General features: G+C 46.6%; 15 protein-coding genes. 9 read left to right on the top strand and 6 right to left on the bottom strand.

Annotation, left to right across the window (positions count from 1 at the left end; genetic code table 11):
- Positions 1-309, bottom strand: a complete 309-nt coding sequence (gene yxiS, locus AC58QT_RS14880) for a protein YxiS (protein ID WP_310499643.1) — start codon at positions 307-309, stop codon at positions 1-3.
- 120 nt (positions 310-429) lie between these two features.
- Here yxiS and infC point away from each other — a divergent pair, with 120 nt between their 5' ends.
- Positions 430-915, top strand: coding sequence for a translation initiation factor IF-3 (gene infC, locus AC58QT_RS14875; protein WP_497409731.1), 486 nt, complete (start codon positions 430-432; stop codon positions 913-915).
- A gap of 169 nt (positions 916-1,084) precedes the next feature.
- On the opposite strand, the gene AC58QT_RS14870 is transcribed toward infC, so the two are convergent.
- Positions 1,085-1,792, bottom strand: a complete 708-nt coding sequence (locus tag AC58QT_RS14870) for a C39 family peptidase (RefSeq protein WP_497409649.1) — start codon at positions 1,790-1,792, stop codon at positions 1,085-1,087.
- A 344-nt stretch (positions 1,793-2,136) separates the two neighbouring features.
- Here AC58QT_RS14870 and AC58QT_RS14865 point away from each other — a divergent pair, with 344 nt between their 5' ends.
- Positions 2,137-3,384 carry a M48 family metallopeptidase gene (locus tag AC58QT_RS14865; protein ID WP_497409648.1) on the top strand — a complete coding sequence of 416 codons (1,248 nt, stop codon included), beginning with the start codon at positions 2,137-2,139 and terminating at the stop codon, positions 3,382-3,384.
- Positions 3,385-3,460: 76 nt separating this feature from the next.
- Here AC58QT_RS14865 and AC58QT_RS14860 read toward each other — a convergent pair whose 3' ends face one another.
- From AC58QT_RS14860 to AC58QT_RS14845, 4 genes are all read right to left on the bottom strand, one after another.
- Positions 3,461-4,603, bottom strand: a complete 1,143-nt coding sequence (locus AC58QT_RS14860) for a conserved virulence factor C family protein (RefSeq protein ID WP_497409647.1) — start codon at positions 4,601-4,603, stop codon at positions 3,461-3,463.
- A gap of 111 nt (positions 4,604-4,714) precedes the next feature.
- Entirely contained in the window at positions 4,715-5,302 is a 588-nt protein-coding gene (locus AC58QT_RS14855; protein WP_497409646.1) for a guanylate kinase, read from the bottom strand.
- A 155-nt stretch (positions 5,303-5,457) separates the two neighbouring features.
- Positions 5,458-7,458 (bottom strand): DEAD/DEAH box helicase, encoded by a 2,001-nt coding sequence (locus tag AC58QT_RS14850; RefSeq protein ID WP_497409645.1) that lies wholly within the window; start codon positions 7,456-7,458, stop codon positions 5,458-5,460.
- A 210-nt stretch (positions 7,459-7,668) separates the two neighbouring features.
- Entirely contained in the window at positions 7,669-8,364 is a 696-nt protein-coding gene (locus AC58QT_RS14845) for a YhcN/YlaJ family sporulation lipoprotein (RefSeq protein WP_497409644.1), read from the bottom strand.
- A 278-nt stretch (positions 8,365-8,642) separates the two neighbouring features.
- Between AC58QT_RS14845 and coxB the strand changes: the two genes are divergently transcribed.
- The 7 genes from coxB to AC58QT_RS14810 all read left to right on the top strand — a co-directional run bounded on the left by coxB (position 8,643) and on the right by AC58QT_RS14810 (position 15,765).
- Positions 8,643-9,659, top strand: a complete 1,017-nt coding sequence (gene coxB, locus AC58QT_RS14840) for a cytochrome c oxidase subunit II (RefSeq protein WP_497409643.1) — start codon at positions 8,643-8,645, stop codon at positions 9,657-9,659.
- 27 nt (positions 9,660-9,686) lie between these two features.
- Positions 9,687-11,561 (top strand): cytochrome c oxidase subunit I, encoded by a 1,875-nt coding sequence (gene ctaD, locus AC58QT_RS14835; protein WP_497409642.1) that lies wholly within the window; start codon positions 9,687-9,689, stop codon positions 11,559-11,561.
- Positions 11,558-12,172: a cytochrome (ubi)quinol oxidase subunit III gene (locus tag AC58QT_RS14830; protein ID WP_497409641.1), complete on the top strand. Its 615-nt coding sequence runs from the start codon at positions 11,558-11,560 to the stop codon at positions 12,170-12,172. Before ctaD ends, AC58QT_RS14830 begins: the two co-directional genes overlap by 4 nt.
- Positions 12,173-12,490 carry a cytochrome C oxidase subunit IV family protein gene (locus tag AC58QT_RS14825; RefSeq protein WP_068663240.1) on the top strand — a complete coding sequence of 106 codons (318 nt, stop codon included), beginning with the start codon at positions 12,173-12,175 and terminating at the stop codon, positions 12,488-12,490. It begins immediately after the preceding gene.
- A gap of 99 nt (positions 12,491-12,589) precedes the next feature.
- Positions 12,590-13,447 (top strand): cytochrome c oxidase assembly protein, encoded by an 858-nt coding sequence (locus tag AC58QT_RS14820; RefSeq protein WP_497409640.1) that lies wholly within the window; start codon positions 12,590-12,592, stop codon positions 13,445-13,447.
- 17 nt (positions 13,448-13,464) lie between these two features.
- Positions 13,465-13,920: a DUF420 domain-containing protein gene (locus AC58QT_RS14815; protein ID WP_497409639.1), complete on the top strand. Its 456-nt coding sequence runs from the start codon at positions 13,465-13,467 to the stop codon at positions 13,918-13,920.
- A 228-nt stretch (positions 13,921-14,148) separates the two neighbouring features.
- Positions 14,149-15,765: an extracellular solute-binding protein gene (locus AC58QT_RS14810; protein ID WP_497409638.1), complete on the top strand. Its 1,617-nt coding sequence runs from the start codon at positions 14,149-14,151 to the stop codon at positions 15,763-15,765.
- Positions 15,766-15,816: the final 51 nt, after the last annotated feature.

Here is a 15,816-nt window from a genome sequence, read left to right as displayed (position 1 = left end):
TTAGCGCGCGCGCTTCGGCCGCTTATCGATTTCTTGCGTCACAATGAATGCCAGCTCTTCATTGCCAAAGAGGGAAAGCACACCAAGCAATGTGTCATCCGGTACCTCGCCGGCTTCCTCTTTGGGTACCGTTAATTCAAGAGCTTTCTCTAGGGCTTCATTATTTGGCTGTTCAGGATATGCGCTGTGATAAAGTGCTGCAGGATCCAGACCATGGTTAATACACCACTGTGCAAAAACCAAAATCATCATATGCTCTTCACGTTTGTAATTCTCGATCATTTGCTCTTCTAATTGTTTATTATTCATGGGGGAATCGACATCTCCTTATATAACTTCATGGCAAAATGATGTATGAGCTAGTCCAACTTCGATCCACCTAAGGGTGGATGGGTTCATTATAGCGAAAGATTAGGTGTATTCACAATGATTATTAAGAATGAGAAAATTAAAGCATCCGAAGTTGAGGTTACTGGGCTTCAGGGTGAAGATCTAGGTGTGATGTCCACGAAAGACGCACTAGCTCTTGCCAAAAAGCTAAAAGTTGACCTCGTCTGCACCTCGCTCATGAGCAGCCCGCCTCCTTGCAAGTTGATTGGAGCGGGAGCCGCCAAACAAGAGGCCTTGCAGGAAAAGCAGCAGGCACGGAAACAAGAGCAAGGCCCGAAGGTCAAGGAGCTTCGCTTGACAGCCAACATCGAAGACCACGATCTGGATACGAAGCGCCAGCAAGCGGAGCGTATCCTCAAAGGCGGGGACGCCGTCCTGCTGGTCGTTAAGATCTCCGGCAAGGAAGGCGCAAAAGCAAAGGAATTGCTGGAAACGCTAGTTAAGGAGCTGAGCTCCCACGGCAAGAAGCACACGGGCATTCAACTAAGCGGGAAGCAAGCGGCCGTTCAGTTGGATCCATTGTAGAGAGTGGACAAGCAAAGCGGCGAGCACCACAAAAAGCATGGACTACCCTTGCGGGTTTTCCTTTTTGTGGTGCGGCTGTTGGGGGGTCCGCGGACGAAACTTAACTAGCTCGAAAGGCGATCTCACTTCACCTGCTTGTCCCTTGATCTCACTTCCGTAACTCATCCTCTCAGGTGATGATTGTAATCGCTTGGGAACCCAAATGCTCCCAGGCCTCCTTGAAAGCAGCCAGTGGATAAGCTTCTTGCTCCCCCGTCATGGGGTCGTTCATATACGCAAAGTCATCGTCCCATCCGGTTAACAGCAAGGCATGCTCAGGCTGGTACCATGGAACAACTTCGCCAGACTCGTCTTCCCACTCTAAATCCAGATAGGGAAGGTCCATATGCTCGGTTGCCCATACCATAGCCGGACTCCCCTTGGTGATAACACCAAGTAAAGCTTCAAAGGAGGCTCCTGTCAGATCGCGCACATGACCAGGTAACCACTGATTCATCAGATCGGCGATTGGGGTATGATAAATCCCATAGCCGACAGCAAATGGATCGCCAACGAATACATCCTTAGGATTTGCTCCAACTAAGGCGCCGTAGGCATTTTCAGAAGGCATGTCACCTGTAGGCAGCGCTTGCGCCACTTCTTCCTTCGTTATCGGCATCCCCGCCCAATTCAGCAGCATGGTTGCGGCGACAGCTTCACACCCATTTGGCAGCTCGGGGAGCTGGGATAGCGGGGGAATGGCTTGTATTTGAACATGATGCTCGACTGGTAAGGTGGCTTCAGCTACTGTTGGGCTTAATGTGGATGCTGCATTAACTGTATTTTGAAGAGCTGAAGATGTTGTAGTTGGATCGACTTCAGGTGATAGAGTTGCCATCGCGACATCTCCAACAATGGGCTTCTGTGAAAGAGTTTCCTCGGCTTGACGGGAGGGTGAAGTGATAGATAGTGTAGCGGGAGTAGTTGTTTTTAAGAGTAGAATACATAGTAGGCTGACCAAACTCAGCAAAACTAGCGAGATAGATTTCTTCATGTCGCACTCCATTCCTATCGATGCTTTCATTAGATCATGGGTTGCTAGAGAATGCAATACTTGGCATTCACTATACCAAGAGACACATAGGTGACCCATATACTCGCATAGACTAGACAAAGGTGTACAGGCACATCTACAAACAGCATCAAAGGTTGAGATGATCCAGAAGATATTGGAGGAATAGGATGAAGCGATTTTATTTGTGGTGTGGGGCTGCTTTTGCTTGTTATGCTATTTTCATTATCCTGTATTTCATCAAAGGGGATTTGTTTACAATCCCATTATCAGTTGTTGGCACTGCAGCAGATCCCAATACGTTCATGACACATGCAGAAATTGCCAAAGCAGAGACGCTTTCGCGGATTCACTCGTTAACCTTTTTCTTAAGTTCTCCATTGCAAATTGGGGTGACTGTTGCTTTGTTCGGTATAGCTGTTAGCTTTCGTCAACTCGCGGAAAAAGTATTCCGAGCTTCATTCCTGCAATTACTCCTCTTTGTAGTGCTATTTACGCTCGTTATGGACGTGCTGTTTCTACCGATTGATGTATTCCTGTTTAAAATCGATCAAGCCTACGGCATCTCCAATGAGACACCTATCCTTTTTCTAAAGGATTATATCAAAACATTTTTCATAGATATCGTTGGCACGATCGTGATGGTTGTTATTTTTAGATGGATCAGTAAGTGGAGTCCTACGCGTTGGTGGGTCTGGCTATGGTTGATTTCCATTCCATTGATCTTATTCGTTACATTTATTCAGCCTGTGGTGTTGGACCCGTTGTACAATCAATTTCAGCCCCTTCAAAATCAAGAACTAAAGGCGCAAATTCTGGATCTCGCTGCCAAATCACAGATTCCGACTGACCAGGTTTACGAGGTCAACATGTCAGAGAGAACCAACACGATTAACGCTTATGTGAATGGTATTGGTGGCAATGCGCGTATTGTACTGTGGGACACGATTTTGAATAAGTTGCAGCCAGCTGAAATTCTGACCGTCATGGCGCACGAGATGGGACATTATGTAGAACATCATATCTATTGGGGAATTGCTTATGGGGTTGCTCTCAGTTTTGTAGGCTTCTGGTTGGCATTTCATGCATACCGACTGATTTTGAAACGATGGGGTTCGCTGTGGGGAATGCGCGGGGAGAGGGACTTAGCGGCTTTGCCGATTCTGCTAGTGCTCATCTCGCTGATGGGCTTCCTTTCGTCACCAGCACAAAATGCGTTCTCCAGGGTGATCGAACATCGGGCAGACGTCTATGCGATGAAAATGACAGGAGATGGCGATGCGGCGATTCATGCTTTTCAACATATTGCTAAAGAGAATCTCAGTCCAGTCACGCAGCCTAAGCTTGTACAGTGGTTCCGCGGCTCTCATCCGACGATTGAGGAGAGAATTATGTATTTCGAGCAGTTTAGGAAGTAGGGAGTTAGTAGGCAAAACCAAAAAAGCACGAATGCTCACCTACATCCATAGGCAGCTTTCGTGCTTTTATTAGTAATTAGTCGTTTCTACGTGTCATTTGCTGCCATACAGAGCCTTCAGCAGCATGGCCGCCTTCGATGCGCTCGAGTGCGATCTTTACTTGCATCCGAACCTCAAATTCGGTGTCGTCTGCCGCTTGCTTTAAGTCATCAAGCACGCTCTGGTCGCCTACTTCATATAGAAAACGCGCAGCTCGCCAACGGACGAGCTTGTTGCGGTCTTTGAGCGCCTTGGCCATCGCCAGCATAGCGGCGGGGTCGCCGAGATCGGACAGTGTATCGCCTGCAGTCCGACGAACAGAAGGTGTATCGTCCTCGAGGGCACGATACAGATAGGGCAGTACCTCGGGTTCCTTGATGTCCCCGAGGTACACCGTGGCCAGTCGCCGAAGCGACGTGTTCTCGTCCTGCAACGCAGTGACGAGAAGGGGCAGCGTCTCTAGCGACGGCTGGATCTTTTGAAGCGCGGCGTAGCGCAGCTTCCAGTCATTGCTGCGCAGCCCCTCGGCGGCTGCGACAAGATCTTCTGCGGCGGCCTCCGGAGCCGCAGGGGTGTCGGATGTCTCCTGCATCGCGCGGGAGACTAGTTCTTCCAAGCGGGCATCGTCGTAAGAAGCGTCCAGTTCCTGGACGACTTCGCCCGCGATGTCCGACAGCTCGCCGTAGCGGACGCCGAGCTCCTCGAGCTTCCGCTCTTTGATCAGGTTCGGCGAGGCCGTACCTGCGCGGACGGCAGCTTGCGTGAAGCGCTCTGGCATAGCGACGCGCGCTTCTTCTGAGCCTGCGCGCACCCTCACCTGGAGCGGAATGCCGCGAAACATTTGCACGAGCACCTGCGCTTCGCCGAATGCGGCCTCAGCTGCAGGTTGCTCGGCAGCCAATCCAGCGCTAGTCGCTCCCTGAGCTTCTCCATAAATTTCTCGCGCTTGCGCCAGGATGAACTGCCAGTCCCCCTTGGAGCTGCGGTCTACCGCAATGAAATCAGCTGCGTGAAACACACTGATGACGCCGGGCACAGCAAGTAACTTCTGCACGTCCTCGGGAGCGTTAATTGCATTCTTTTTCGTATATGTTTCTCGGACGCCAGCCGGTAAGGATTCATCCATATTGAGCTTCATAGAATTCGGGCTGGGTGTTGGTTCGATAGAAATTATTTTCATTACATTCAACTCCTTAATAGGAACGGATCGATGTTGCTGTTGATTCGTTAGATGAAAAGGCCCGGACGGGGAACCGTCCAGGCCTTGATCGGCAGCTAGTGCCCTTCGTGTCTAGTCTAAGTCGACTAGGTTACGATTTAAATATAGATCCAACGTTTTGGTAAGATCAAAAACCGTATGCGCCAAGTCCACATTTTCAAAAACATGATCACATTGGTCACGGTAAGCTAATTCATTTTCGTAATCAGACAAATATTTAGAGGCGATTTCTTCCGAATCTCCGCTTTCTTTCATCCGCTCTTCAAGTGTGTCTCGCTGGGCATAAATGAAGATTTGGACGACGCGGTCGCCATATAGCTTTTTGAGCGTTTCGGCGCCAAAGCGATTCAAAATCAAGTAAATGCTGCCACTTTGCTGGAACATCCGCTCAATATCTGCGCTTTTGATTCCGTATAGATGGTCATTTACGGTGCTAACCTCAATAAATTCGCCGCCAGTTTGTGCCTGAACAAATTGGGCGGGGGAGATGAAGTGATAATCCTGACCATCTTCCTCTGTCGGTTTCGGAGGTCGGGTGGTGTAGGAAATCACTTGTTTCATTCCCAAGGTGGAGCCGGACATTTCGGCGACGGTTTTACGACCTGCCCCGTGCGGGCCAGTGAATACAAAAATCATTTCCTTATCCTTTAATGCGTACATGGAACATACCTCCTTCGATTGGATGGGGGGGTAAATCCTAAGTGCGTGAACGGGGTGAAACGATTTTTGCCCTGTAGAAACTTAATTAACCATACCTATAGTTTACAACGTAAGCCTTCATTGGTAAAGACTCGCATGAAATCGCTTCATTTCTTTTAGCGCTTTCCGCCTCCGCCGCGTGTGCCTCTTGGCGCACTACCGCGAGCGCCGCCTTGACCGCCGCCACGCGGGCCGCTTGGTCTGTCGCCGCGAGGCGCGCCACCGCGCGACCCGAAGCTGTCGCCACGAGGTGCCGCGCTGCGCGCACCACGCTCGTCACTGCGCCCGCGAGGAGCACCGCCCGTGCGAGCGCCGAAGCCCTCGCCGCGAGGTGCACCGCTCGTGCGAGCGCCGAAGCCCTCGCCGCGCGGTGCACCGCCTGAGCGAGCGCCGAAGCCCTCACCGCGCGGAGCTGCACCACGTGCTGCGCCATCGCCACGGCCCTTGCCGCCGCGAAGCGTGCGAGACGCGCTAGCCGCGTCATCGCGACCTGCGCCAGCGTACTTGTTGTATGGCGAGTAGGACTTATCGCCATGCGGAGCTGAACGCTTGCGCTCAGTACCCTCGCCGCCGCCATTATACGAACCTGTTACGCGTGCTTTCGCAGCTCCCATGTTCGTGCCACGCGCTGGGGCAGCATTCGTTGTAGTTGCTTCATGGATGACAGTTGCGCGCCCCCATGTATTCGGGCTGCGCTCCGAGTTCACTTTAGCTGGTCTTTCACCAGAACGCCCAGCACCAGCGGAACCGCCGCGTGAACCGAATTTATCGCTTTTGCCGCCAAAGCCTATTTTACGCTCGCTGCCGTATTGCATATTCGAACGATCGCCACGCAATTCGCGCGCGCCAGGTCTTCCAGCACGCCCGCCGCTGCGCTGCTCTGGGGCACCGTTGCGGTCATTACGTCTGCCACCGCGTGAGGAAGCTCCAGCTCCACCTTTACGCGCAGAGCCTCTGCCTTCTTGCTCAGTGTAGTCTTCTGTTCTTGAACGAACGACACGTCTTTGTTGGCCATCGGCACCGCGCAAAGACATTTTGATTCCTTTTTCAATGAGCTCAATCGTCGGCATATCTCTTTGTGTTGCGAAGGTCACAGCAACGCCTGACTCTCCAGCGCGGCCAGTTCTGCCAATCCGATGGATATAGCTTTCGGCATCTTGTGGTACATCATAATTGAAGATATGCGTAACGCCTTCAACATCTAGACCGCGGGCTGCGATATCCGTAGCGACTAGGAGTTCGATACGACCTTCTCTGAAACGCTTCATTACTTGCTCACGTTTCGCTTGCGATAGGTCGCCATGCAGTTCATCTGACATCAAACCGATTTCTTGCAAAGTTTCATTGAGCGCGATCGCTTTGGCTTTGGTCCGACAAAAAATCATCGCGAGATAAGGTCTATATTGTTTAATTGCAGCAATAAGAGCATCCGGTTTTTCACGATCAGTTGTAGGAATAAGGACCTGCTGAATTTCAGTCAAGGTAACTTGTTTACTTTGAATTTTAATTTCTTTGGCTTCCTTCATATAAGCCTTAGACAGATTGATGACCTGTTCGGGCATTGTAGCAGAGAAGAGCAGCGTTTGGCGGTAAGGAGACGTTTGGGCAATGATATCTTTAACTTCGTGCAAGAAGCCCATGTGCAACATTTGGTCCGCTTCATCTAATACAAGGATTTTCAATTTATAGAAGTTAATAGAACCGCGGCGAAGATGATCAAGCAATCTTCCTGGTGTTCCTACTACTATATGTATGTTACCTTGAAGCTTTCTAAGCTGTTTTTCTACATCTTGCCCGCCGTAAGCGGCTAGGACCTTAGCGCCTGTAATGGGAACCAGGGTTTTTAATTCATTGCTGATTTGAATCGCTAACTCACGAGTAGGCGTAAGAATAAGCGCCTGAACGTCTGAGCTTTCTACATCAATGGTTTCTAATATAGGAAGTACAAAGGCAAGGGTTTTACCTGTACCTGTCTGAGCTTGAGCGATAACGTCCGAACCTTTCAACAAGACAGGAATGGCTTCCCGTTGAATGGGGGTCGGTTCTACGACACCTTGATTTTGCAAAACTTGAACTAATTGTTCTCTGATACCTAATGAGGCAAATCCATTTGACATGGGTAATTGGCCAGCTCCCTTTTTCCTTCTTAGTAAAGACGATTCCCTCATTGTACAGGAATGAAAGACAAATGAAAACAGGAGCTGACCCACAAGCAGAAATAAACCACTTTATTAATAGAAGTTTTGCATGCTGGTTGTGCTCCAAGAGACATAGCAAGACCCCCTAAGAGAAATAAAACTTCCTATAGGAGGTTAGCCCTAATCTATCTAGTCATGAGGTAGAGATTGAGCCGTTCCAAACACGCGAGTAACCGTCTGATTAAAATCCGTTAATAGCGGCATGAGTGAATGGCCTTTCCAACTTTCCTGTGCGTAGTTATTCATTTTATTGAGAAAATCTCTATTCGCCGATATATAAACGTCCATGAGATCTGGTTTTAAGACACGCAGCTTCTCAGCTATCGCCTGTTTAAAGGGATGAGAGAGTAAATCATGATGCATAGCCGTTTCATAACTATTGTAACCTTTATTTAAATCATTAGACGGTAAAGAGTCATCATAGGGGTTATCAGCGTTGTATATTCCTTTCGTCGTTCCTTGGTTATTAGTTTCTTTGGTCCATCCTTTTGTCCCGACGGCACTGCTATCCATCATTAATGCAACATAGGCATTCTGATTCGTAATCATGACTAAAGCCGTATTGACTCCGTCCATGGTGTGTAATTGATCTGAAAGATATTGACTATACTCTAGCTTCGTATTGTTGTGTGTTACGGGACCAGAGAGTTGTTGTACTTGATAGGATCTTTCATTTTGACCAGATTTGTCGACATGAACGCCAAAATTCGAGCTTGTAGAGTCATCGCGATCACCTCTGTACTGTTTACCGCTAGTACCACACGCAGATAATGTGAGCAGTAGGAATATGATTCCACAAATCGGAAAACCTAACTTCCTGAACATAATTAACAGACCTCCCAATACGATTTATTGTCTATAGGATGAGATGTTTCTGTCTAATTATTCGTGATCACAAATAAAGGCTTTTATGCATAAAGAGGTGGGTGTATGGAAATAACCATGAAGGGAAATATATCGCTACAGACGCTGTTTAAGAACAATTTGTGAACTCTCCTACAGCGATTGACAAAAAGTTTTCACGAATTTATAGTTATTAAAGTGAATTGACATGGGCATGGCCTTCGTGGTAAAAATATTGTTTTAAAAGTGGGGTTGATACAATGAGTCAATTGAAAAAGTTCTGGCGTCTGCTACCCCTTTTAGCGGTGATGACGTTCATGCTAACTGGGTGCGGAGACCCAACCTTATCTGCTTTAGTGCCTAAAGGTCCTGTGGCGACGGAGCAGCTTTATTTAATGAAATTAAGTCTCTTTATCATGATTTTTGTCGTAATTGTCGTATTTGCGATTTATGTGTACGTTTTAGTTCGCTTTCGCAAGCGCAAAGGTGACGAAAGCATACCTAAACAAGTCGAAGGAAGTCACGTTTTGGAGATTATCTGGACGGTAATCCCAATTCTATTACTGTTAGTACTTGCGGTGCCAACAGTGTCCTACACGTTCAAACACTCCGAGAATTACAACAAGAACAAAGACGCTATCCATGTGAAAGTCACTGCGCATCAGTTCTGGTGGCAGTTTGAATATCCAGATCTTGGTATCGCGACAGCGCAACAGCTTGTGATTCCAAAGGATAAAATCATTGCATTTGATGTTGTTTCTGCTGACGTAGCACACGCATTCTGGGTACCATCCCTTGGTGGTAAAGTCGATACGAACCCAGGTATCCGTAATACGCTTTACTTGCAAGCCGATGAAATTGCAACGTTCCAAGGTAGATGTACAGAACTTTGCGGAGCTTCACATGCTTTGATGAACTTTACAGTGGCTTCTAAGTCTGATGCAGACTTTAATGCTTGGGTTGCCAAAATGAAAGCACCTAACACCGTGCCAGCTTCTGCTCAAAAAGGTGAAGAACTTTTCAAAGAAAATTGTATGTCTTGTCATGCTGTTAATGCTAGCGGTCCAGGGGTTGCACCTAACCTTAAAGGCTTTGCAGATCGCGACACACTTGCGGGCATCTTAGAGAAGACACCTGAGAACTTAGCATCTTGGATACATAATCCGCAAGAACTGAAACCGGGCAACAAAATGCCAGCTTTCGGTAAAGAAGCTAACGGTAAACTTGATGACGCTCAAATTAAAGATATTGTTACGTACTTACAAACATTGAAATAAACTCTTGATGTAAAGGAGGTTCATACGTTGGCTCACTCTCATCCAGTAAAAAAACATACCGGGCTTATGGATTGGCTTACAACTGTCGATCATAAGAAAATCGGTATCCTGTATTTACTAGCGGGCGGCTTCTTCTTCCTCGTTGGAGGACTTGAAGCAATCTTGATTCGGATACAACTCGCATATCCAGACCAACAGATTTTTATCGGCGATTCTTTTAACCAATTAACAACGATGCACGGAACAACGATGATTTTCTTTGCGGCGATGCCGGTCATCTTCGCTTTCATGAATGCCATTGTTCCACTGCAAATTGGGGCAAGGGACGTTGCGTTCCCTTTCGTTAACTCATTAGGCTTCTGGTTATTCTTCGCCGGCGGCGTGCTTATGAACACAAGCTGGTTCTTGGGCGGCGCACCTGATGGTGGTTGGACGGGGTATGCACCGTTATCCTCGATCACCGACGCAAGTTGGGGACAAACGTTAGAAGGCAATTTACGAGGTACTGACTTCTACGTGCTTGGTTTGCAAATTGCAGGTATCGGGACACTAATCGGGGGGATTAACTTCCTCGTAACGATTATTAACATGCGTGCTCCTGGTCTTACATACATGCGTTTACCAATGTTCACATGGTCTGCTTTTGTAACTTCAGGTTTGATCGTTCTTGCTTTCCCGGCAATTACAGTTGCTCTAGTTCTTCTTATGTTTGACCGTGTCTTTGGCGGAGCCATCTTCGATGCAGCCAGAGGCGGAAACAACGTACTGTGGGAGCATTTATTCTGGATTTTCGGGCATCCCGAAGTTTACATTTTGATTCTTCCAGCATTCGGTATTATTTCTGAGATTGTTTCTACTTTTTCGAAAAAACGTCTGTTCGGATACAGCTCCATGGTATTTGCAACAGTATTAATTGGTTTCCTAGGCTTCATGGTTTGGGTCCACCATATGTTTACATCAGGCTTAGGCCCAGTAGCGAACTCGATCTTCGCGATTGCAACAATGGCGATTGCCGTTCCTACAGGTGTTAAGATCTTTAACTGGTTGTTCACGCTTTGGGGTGGTCAAATCCGTTTCACAACGGCGAATATTTTCGCTACAGCTTTCATTCCAACCTTCGTAATGGGTGGAACAACTGGGGTAATGCTTGCGATTCCAGCAGCTGACTTCCAGTATCATGATACGTATTTCGTAGTAGCGCATTTCCACTACGTTATCGTTGGTGGTCTCGTACTTGGTTTGTTCGCTGGTCTTTACTACTGGTGGCCGAAAATGTTCGGTCGTATGCTAAGTGAAGGTTTAGGTAAACTTCATTTCTGGTTGTTCTTCATCGGTTTCCACTTAACATTCTTCCCGCAGCATTTCTTGGGTCTAATGGGGATGCCACGACGTGTATTTACGTATCAACCAGGGTATGGTCTCGAAACTGGTAACTTAGTTTCAACCGTTGGTGCTTTCTTAATGGGTATCGGTACGTTAGTGTTCCTTATCAACATTATTGCAACTGCAAGAAAACCAATTACAGCTCCTGCAGATCCGTGGGATGGACGCTCCTTGGAGTGGACAATTCCGTCACCTGCACCTGAATATAACTTCAAACAAACTCCGCTTGTTCGTGGTTTGGATGCTTTCTGGAAAGAAAAAATGGCTGGTAACAAACAAATGACGCCTGCTGAGCCAATTGGTTCCATTCATATGCCTTCGGCATCGATTTTGCCGCTTGTTATGTCTGTAGGGTTGTTCATTGCTGGATTTGGCTTTATGTACAAAAACTACTATGTAGCTGGAGCAGGTATCTTAGTTACATTCATTGCCATGTTCTTGCGTTCGGTATATGACGACCACGGTTGGCATATTGAACCAGAAGAACTTGAAGACGATCATAAGGGGGTAAAGGCATGAGTAGTCATCACACGGGCGCACTGCCTGCTAATCCGGAAACGGCTACCCTCGAAGGGAAAAATAAGGTTCTTGGTTTCTGGTTATTTCTTGGCGCTGAGGTTGTATTGTTCGGTTGTTTATTCGCAACTTACATTGCTCTCCGGAACTCTGTTCCGGATGGCCCAACAGCTGATGAGCTATTCAAGCTTAAAACAGTTGGTTGGTCAACATTCGTTCTCTTAACGAGCAGCTTGACGAGTGTATTTGCAATCATTGCGATGCACCGTCAAAAAGTAGGTCAATTGCTAGGTTGGTTAGCCGTTACCGTTTTGTTTGGTCTTGCCTTCTTAGGGATGGAGATCTACGAGTTTTATGAGTACGTTCATGAAGGCCATGGGTTTACAACAAGTGCATTCTCCACATCGTTCTACACACTAGTTGGTTTCCACGGTGCTCACGTAGCATTCGGTGTTTGCTGGATTACACTGTTGATTTTCCAAGGTATGAAGAAGGGTCTTACAGTTGTTACGGCACCTAAGTTCTATGTTGCTTCTCTGTACTGGCACTTTATCGACTTAGTTTGGGTATTTATCTTCACAGTCGTTTATTTGATGGGGAAGGTGGGTCACTAAATGAGCAGCAATTCTCATGATACACACGCACCTAGCAAGAGAGTGAAGCACGACTCAACACTTAATCACTATTTGACTTACATTATCTCGATTCTACTCACGATGTTGGCATTCGCTGTCGTACTTTACGGAGACTTGGATCGTTCGTTTATCTTGATTTTCATCGTATCCCTTGGGATCGTGCAGGCACTCGTTCAGTTGCTTTTCTGGATGCATGCCAAAGAGAGAGGACATTTGTTCCCTCTGATCTTTATCTTCGCAGGAGCGTTCGTTGCTCTTACCGGTGTTATCACAGCCGTATATTGGGTTTGGTGGTAGAAAAGCAGGAAGAGGCAACTTTGTCTAGACAAAGTGCCTCCTCTTTTTTTACTGGGAGTTAAATGGAAGTAGTCAGCTTGAAAGGAGATAGATGCAGGTATGAGTCAGATTGGTGGGTTTTTCGATTTGTGGAGTCCTGTTTTACTATTGATCGTCGTTGTGATCGCATATAGTTATGGTCGATTTGTCGTGAATGGAAATGGGAGCGCTGCGAAATCGGAGCCAATTTCGACGTCACAACAGCTTCTATTTTACACAGGGTTGTTCTTATTCTACGTTGGACAAGGAAGCCCTATTAACTACATCGGGCATCACTACTTGTTCAGTATGCACATGCTGCAACAAACGATTCTTTACTTGATCGTACCGATTCTCATTTGGTTAGGAACGCCGGCATGGCTGCTTAGAGCAGCTATGACGAATGTCGTATTCCGCGGCCTATTTTCCTTTTTCACACGGCCTCTGATTGCATTATTCATGTTCAATATGTTATTCTCCATCTACCATATGCCTTTTATTATGGATTACTTGATGAAGAATGATGTACCGCTTCTTGCTTATCATACTGTGCTTTTAGTGACGGCCTTTATCATGTGGTTCCCTGTATTTTGCCCGCTGCCTGAGCTGAATCGCTTGAACGATTTGAAGAAAATGGCGTATATTTTCGGGAATGGCGTTTTGCTGACACCGGCTTGTGCGCTTATCATTTTTGCTGATACAATTATTTATGATATGTATAGCAATGTCACGGTTCCTTTTGTTCACCTGTCGCCGCTTGATGATCAACAACTAGGTGGCGTAATCATGAAAATTTTGCAAGAGATTATCTATGGCGCCACGTTAGCTTACATTTTCTTCCGTTGGTATCGCAGAGAACGCAAGGATGAGGACGAATTGGATCCACTTCCATCACAAGAAAGCTTGAATAATCAAGGCGGGAACTGGAATCGCGCTTAGAGAAAGGATTTCGAAAGATGCACATATTACCCACAATTTCTACGATGTTTATTGTGATTAGTGCCATTTTTGTTGGGTTCGGATGGTATCATATTGTTAAAGGGAACCGAGAAACGCATGAAAAGCTGATGGTTTTGGGTGCAATTTTCGCGTTAGCCTTTTTTATCATCTACATGTCCCGAACCATATTTGAAGGAAATACCTCCTTTGGTGGCCCAGAAAGTTTAGTGTTACCCTATCATTTGTTCTTGTTCTTCCATATCACACTAGCTACGCTAGGTGGTGTACTAGGTCTTATCACCTTGTGGTTTGCTTACAAAAAGAAATTCCTTAAACACAAGAAAATCGGAAAAATCGCTGCGTTTGTATGGCTGCTTACAGCGCCAACAGGCGTTATGGTCTATATATTGTTGTATATCCTGTATCCAGGTGGAACAACGAAGCCCGTAATTGATGCCATTTTTGGATTGTAAACCATCTTAATAGCACGGAATGATGTGAAAGTTCATCATTCTGTGCTATTTTTTTGTCTTCAAATGGGCTAATTTTGTGATTTCGTCCATTCGATTGTAGATATCAACAATTGGAGATGACGAAATGACCATGTCATTCTTCATATTGCTCATAGGTTAATTCGGTGGATTCCACTACGCTTAAGGAAGAGATGCATCTCACCATAACTTGTAGTGGAGGGTCAACGAATGAAGAAAATTTTAGCTTCAACCATGATTGTCATGATGATGGGCACAGCGATTGCCTGTTCTTCGAAGACAGAGTCAACAACAACGAGTGAGTCACAAGCACCGGCAACAGCGAGTGCGACGACGTATCCGATGACAACTGATAAAACGCTGACCTACTGGGGCGAGTTGAACGGGAACTTAACAGGTGTGAAAACGACACATGCCGATGTCCCTTTTTTCCAAGAGTGGCAGAAGAAAACAGGCGTCCCGCTTAAATTCTTAGCACCTCCTACAGGACAAGCCAAAGAAGCGCTAAACGTGATGCTTGCATCCGGGGATTTACCAGATATGATCGAATACAATTTCCTGAGTGATTTCCCAGGTGGACCGGAGAAAGCCATTAAAGATGGGTACATTTTGAAATTGAATGATCTGATTGATAAATACGCACCGAACCTGAAGAAATACCTCAAAGAGCATCCAGAAGTCGACAAAATGGTAAAAACGGATAATGGGAGTTACTATGCATTCCCTTTCATTCGTGGAGATGAGTACTTACAGGTATTCCAAGGCCCGATGATTCGAAAAGACTGGTTGGATGAGTTAGGGCTTCCTGTTCCTGAGACCATTGATGATTGGACGACGACGTTGAAAGCATTTAAAGAGAAGAAAGGTGCAGCTGCGCCACTATCCTTTATCAGTAAACCACGTTTCTTCAATGAATCTTACAACGGTGCATTCTTAGGCGCATTTGGCGTGAACCGCGGCTTCTATTTGGATAATGGGAAAATCAAGTTCGGACCGTCGGAAGCCGGCTTCAAAGACTATTTGAAGACTTTCCACCAATGGTATCAAGATGGCCTGTTAGATAAGAACATCGCTACGGTGGATACGAAAGCCTTGGACGGCAGCTTCGCTACGGGCGCTACAGGGGCAAGTATTGGTAATGCTGGCGGCGGTATAGGCAAATGGCAACCACTTGTACAGGCCAAAGATCCGAAGGCACAGTTGGTAGCAGCGCCATATCCAGTACTAAAAAAAGGCGATACGCCGAAATTTGGTCAAAAAGATAATCCGTATTCCTCCGGAGGTATTGTCGCGGTAACGGCTAAATCCAAGAATCCAGAACTTGCAGTCAGAATGTTGGATTATGGGTATAGTGAAGCAGGCCATATGTTCTTTAACTTCGGAACAGAGGGTACTAGCTACTCAATGGTGGATGGTTATCCCAAATATACGGATTTGCTGATGAAAAATCCCGATAAATTAGCACCTGCACAAGCGATGTCCATGTACATTCGCGGCAGCTACAACGGGCCATTCATCCAAGACAAGCGTTATGCGGAGCAATTCTTTGTACTGCCAGCGCAACGCGATGCGATCAATGTGTGGAAGAAAACCGATACAGCCAAATACAGCTTGCCACCATTAACACCAACGCCAGAAGAAAGCTCTGAATATGCGAAAATCATGGGCGACATGAACACGTTGGTTGATGAAATGACGTTGAAAATCATTTTGGGTAACGAATCAGCCGATAGCTTTGAGAAGTATGTGGATAAAATGAAGTCACTTAATCTAAGCCGCGCTATCGAGATTCAACAAGCAGCACTAGATCGCTATAACAAGCGATAAGTTTCATCTGGCAATGGAGAAGTGGGGGGATCTGAGATCTCCCTCTTCTAT

It is taken from the genome of Paenibacillus sp. J31R109 (assembly GCF_059692055.1).
The sequence above is the reverse complement of the archived record's forward strand: the minus strand, read 5'-3'. Positions and strand labels throughout refer to the sequence as shown.

Excerpts from the sequence above, each read along its gene's own strand:
- yxiS (WP_310499643.1), bottom strand. The coding sequence starts at position 309 with ATGAATAATAAACAATTAGAAGAGCAAATGATCGAGAATTACAAACGT.
- AC58QT_RS14870 (WP_497409649.1), bottom strand. The coding sequence starts at position 1,792 with ATGGCAACTCTATCACCTGAAGTCGATCCAACTACAACATCTTCAGCT.
- AC58QT_RS14865 (WP_497409648.1), top strand. The coding sequence starts at position 2,137 with ATGAAGCGATTTTATTTGTGGTGTGGGGCTGCTTTTGCTTGTTATGCT.
- AC58QT_RS14860 (WP_497409647.1), bottom strand. The coding sequence starts at position 4,603 with ATGAAAATAATTTCTATCGAACCAACACCCAGCCCGAATTCTATGAAG.
- AC58QT_RS14855 (WP_497409646.1), bottom strand. The coding sequence starts at position 5,302 with ATGTACGCATTAAAGGATAAGGAAATGATTTTTGTATTCACTGGCCCG.
- AC58QT_RS14850 (WP_497409645.1), bottom strand. The coding sequence starts at position 7,458 with ATGTCAAATGGATTTGCCTCATTAGGTATCAGAGAACAATTAGTTCAA.
- AC58QT_RS14845 (WP_497409644.1), bottom strand. The coding sequence starts at position 8,364 with ATGTTCAGGAAGTTAGGTTTTCCGATTTGTGGAATCATATTCCTACTG.
- coxB (WP_497409643.1), top strand. The coding sequence starts at position 8,643 with ATGAGTCAATTGAAAAAGTTCTGGCGTCTGCTACCCCTTTTAGCGGTG.
- AC58QT_RS14830 (WP_497409641.1), top strand. The coding sequence starts at position 11,558 with ATGAGTAGTCATCACACGGGCGCACTGCCTGCTAATCCGGAAACGGCT.
- AC58QT_RS14825 (WP_068663240.1), top strand. The coding sequence starts at position 12,173 with ATGAGCAGCAATTCTCATGATACACACGCACCTAGCAAGAGAGTGAAG.
- AC58QT_RS14820 (WP_497409640.1), top strand. The coding sequence starts at position 12,590 with ATGAGTCAGATTGGTGGGTTTTTCGATTTGTGGAGTCCTGTTTTACTA.
- AC58QT_RS14815 (WP_497409639.1), top strand. The coding sequence starts at position 13,465 with ATGCACATATTACCCACAATTTCTACGATGTTTATTGTGATTAGTGCC.
- AC58QT_RS14810 (WP_497409638.1), top strand. The coding sequence starts at position 14,149 with ATGAAGAAAATTTTAGCTTCAACCATGATTGTCATGATGATGGGCACA.